The sequence below is a fragment of the Streptomyces sp. NPDC058773 genome (assembly GCF_042746015.1).
In the GTDB taxonomy this organism is placed as follows: domain Bacteria; phylum Actinomycetota; class Actinomycetes; order Streptomycetales; family Streptomycetaceae; genus Streptomyces.
Window position 1 is genome coordinate 1 of the sequence record NZ_JBHYPE010000096.1, and the last position, 3622, is coordinate 3622.

Genomic DNA, 3622 nt, shown 5'->3' on the forward strand with positions numbered 1-3622 from the left:
GGGGCGGGGGGGGGGCGGCGCCCGGGGTTTAAAACCTCACCGGCCCCCCCCCCCCCCACATTTTGGGGGGGGGGGGTTTTTGGGGGGGGGCCCCCCCGCGGCGCCCCCCCCCCCACACAACAACCGGAAATACCGCGGCCATTCCGGTTCCCCGGGGCCCTCGCTGGATTTTTCGGGTGCAGCGCCTCAGCATGGTGCGCCCACCGAGAATCGCCGTCGACCGCGGAGCAGGTATGCGTATCCTTTTCGCCACCTATTCGGAGCGAACCCACTTCCATGCGATGGTGCCGTTGGCCTGGGCGCTGAGCTGCGCCGGTCATGAAGTGCGGGTGGCCAGCCAGCCGGCTCTCACCGAGGTGATCACCGGGAGCGGGCTCACCGCGGTTCCGGTGGGGTCCGACCATCAACTGTGGCGGGGCCTGGAGCGGTTCCTGAATCCACGGGTCGCCCAGGCCTACCCCGAGCTGTACCAGCAGGTCCGGGGCGTGCATCTGCCGCCGTTCGACAGCGCGGACAGGTCACTGGACGGCTTTTCCTGGGAGTTTCTGCAATCCGGTTACGAGGCCGTGGTCCAGGGCTGGTACAAAATGGTCAATGACTCGATGACCGAGGATCTGGTGGCCTATGCGCAGCACTGGAAGCCGGACCTGGTGATCTGGGAACAGGCCACCTACGCGGGCGTTGTGGCGGCCAAGGCGGTGGGCGCCGCCCATATCCGGATGCCCTGGTGTCTGGACATCTTCGGGAAAACCCGGGAACGTTTTCTTCAACTGCGCGAAGAGCAGCCGGCGGGAGCCCGGCGGGACCCGCTCGGAGAATGGCTTGCCGGCTTGGCGGAACAATACGGTGCGGAATTCTCCGAGGACATGACCACCGGTCAGTTCACCATCGACCAGTATCCGGCACCCTTGCAGCTGACCGCGGACCTCGCCTACCTGCCGATGCGCTATGTGCCGTACAACGGGGTTTCCGTCCTTCCGGAATGGCTGCGGGAGCCCCTCTCGAAACCCCGGGTCTGTCTGACCCTCGGAGTCTCCGCTCAGCGCTTCGGCGGCTACCCGTTCAGCATCGGCGAACTTCTCGACGCGCTGGCGGACGTGGAGGCCGAGATCGTGGCGACCGTGTCCGAGAAGGCCCAGAGCGAGCTGGGGCGGGTGCCGGACAATGTCCGGCTGGTGTCGTTCGTACCGCTCAACGCGCTCATGCCGAGCTGTGCCGCTTCGGTCAACCACGGCGCCTTCGGCACCGTCAACACCACCGCGCTGGCCGGGGTTCCGCAGCTGACCCTGCCCGAGCAGTACGACGCCCGCCCGGCGGGCACCAGGCTGGCCGCGTACGGAGCCGGACTGACGGAGCACCACACGGAGGTCACCGGTGAGAAGGTGCGCCACCACCTCCTCCGGCTGCTGACGGAGCCCGGCTTCGGTGCCGCCGCGGGCGCCCTGCGCGAGGAGATGCTCGCCATGCCGTCCCCGCGCGATCTGGTGCCGCGGCTGGTCGCCCTCGCTGATGACTACAGGTCCTGAACCGATCCGGGAGCGAAGCCATGCGGGTACTTTTCACGACGTATGCGGACCGGAGCCTGCTGCTGTTCATGGTGCCGCTGGCCTGGGCGCTGCGCAGTTCCGGGCATGACGTACGGGTCGCCGCGCCCCCGAGCCTCACCGAGGTGATCACGGACGCCGGACTGCCGGCGGTACCGGTCGGCCGGGACGACGGGTTCGACCGGGTGCTCAGCGACAAGCCGGCGTCCCTGCTGACCGGTCTGATGCAGCCGTACGAGGTGGCGGTCTCCCCGGAGACGGCCGGCCGGGAGCCGATGCGGGCGGGCTATGAGTTCCTCGTGCGCTGGTGGCACAAGATGGCCAACGTGCCGATGATTCCGGACCTGGTCGACTTCACCCGGCAGTGGCGCCCGGATCTGGTGCTGTGGGAACCCAACACCTTCGCCGGCGCCGTCGCGGCGGAGGCCTGCGGTGTGGCACACGGCCGGCTGCTGTGGGGCCTTGACATCTTCGGGCGCACCCGCGAGCACTTCCTGCGGCTGAAGAAGGACCGGCCCGACGACGTGGACCCGACCGCGGCCGACCCCCTGGCGGACTGGCTCGGCGGGTACGCGGACAAGTACGGCTTCCCGTTCACCGAGGACCTGATCACCGGTCAGTTCACCATCGACCAGCTGCCCGGCTCGATGCGTATGGCGGCCGCGGGGCTGCGGTATCTGCCCATGCAGTACCTGCCCTACGGCGGCCCGGCGACCGTGCCGGAATGGCTGCGGGCCCCGGCGGCGCGGCCCCGGGTGGGGGTCTCGCTCGGCATCACCAACATCGCCCGGTTCGGCAGCTACAACATCGAGGTGCAGGAGATCCTCGACGCGCTGGCGGATCTCGACATCGAGATCGTCGCCACCATCGCCGAGGCGGAGCAGCGGAAGCTGGCCAGGGTCCCGGACAATGCCCGGCTGGTGCCGTACGTTCCCCTGCAGGCGCTCGCGCCGACCTGTGCGGCGTTCGTCCAGCACGGCGGGTCGGGCACGCTGCTCACCACCGCGCGGCACGGCGTTCCACAGCTCCTCCTCCCCTGGGAGTTCGACGCCCCGGAGCTGGCACGGCGGTTCGCCGGCCGGGGCGCCGGCATCTCCCTGGAGGCGAGCCGGGTGAACGGCGCCGCCATCCGGGAGAACCTGCTGCGGCTGCTGAACGAGCGGTCCTTCCGGGCGGATGCGCTGCGACTGCGGGACGAGATGCGGACCGAGCCCACGCCGCTGGACCTCGTCCCGGTACTGGAGGAGCTGGCCAGGTGACGGAAGGGGCCCGCACAAACCCGCTGCGGGGCCCTTCGGAGTGCATGGTTCCGGGGGTGAGTCCGGGGCCGGTGCACGCTCTTCACGCGTCACCGGAGGGGGCCGGCGGAATTCGCCGCGCTCCTCGGTTCCGTACCGGACTGGGGAGCCGAAATGGCAGACAAACAGGTGACGGCATCGAATTCCGACGGGCAGTCGAAATCGCACATGTCACCGAGCCGCTCACCCTGGCACCGGAATCCAACGCTCCGCGGGCATCGGGTCGGACCGGGGACGTCCGGGCCTGCACGGCGCGGTCATACCGCCCGTCATAATCCGGCCGGTACGCCGAAAGTTCTCCCCGCATTCCCTTCGAAGGACCCCGCCTGCAGGGAATTTGACGAAGTAACCTTTCACCGGCCGGAGGAAGTCACTTTGGTACAGTGCGAAGCATCATTTCGGCTATGGAGGGATCTTTATGGTGAAAGCTTCGGAGCAGTCCAAGGTTTTCGAGGCGTTGCAGACCGTCGCCGTGCTGGTCGCGATCCCACTCGGCGTGGTGCCCCTCGTGAAGTACCTCGCCAGTGACGACCACGGCGGCCTGTTCCGGGCCTTATTCGGAGAGCGGACCGGCACGATGGCGATCGTGCTGCCGGCCCTGGTCATCGTGGTGGCGGCGGTGCTCGTCGGTGTGCTCGAGGTGATGAAGAAGCGTCGCAAGCTGTCGGCATAACGGACAGCGCGGGCCCGGTGGTGCGGCCCCCAGCCACCGCTCCCCACCCCCCCCCCCCCCGAGACGCCGGCCCGCACACCAGCCACCACCCCCCCGCGCGCGTGCAG

The 3622-nt window shown here is 69.0% G+C and carries 3 protein-coding genes; all 3 read left to right on the forward strand.

The annotated features are described in order from the left end of the window. Positions 1–233 precede the first annotated feature (233 nt). The 3 genes from ACFW5B_RS35170 to ACFW5B_RS35180 all read left to right on the forward strand — a co-directional run bounded on the left by ACFW5B_RS35170 (position 234) and on the right by ACFW5B_RS35180 (position 3515). Complete coding sequence (locus tag ACFW5B_RS35170) at positions 234–1526, forward strand: activator-dependent family glycosyltransferase (RefSeq protein WP_386449169.1); 1293 nt, start codon at positions 234–236, stop codon at positions 1524–1526. Positions 1527–1546: 20 nt separating this feature from the next. Beyond that, positions 1547–2803 carry an activator-dependent family glycosyltransferase gene (locus ACFW5B_RS35175; RefSeq protein WP_386449172.1) on the forward strand — a complete coding sequence of 419 codons (1257 nt, stop codon included), beginning with the start codon at positions 1547–1549 and terminating at the stop codon, positions 2801–2803. Between the two features lie 457 nt (positions 2804–3260). Continuing rightward, positions 3261–3515: a hypothetical protein gene (locus ACFW5B_RS35180; RefSeq protein ID WP_386449175.1), complete on the forward strand. Its 255-nt coding sequence runs from the start codon at positions 3261–3263 to the stop codon at positions 3513–3515. Positions 3516–3622 lie beyond the last annotated feature (107 nt).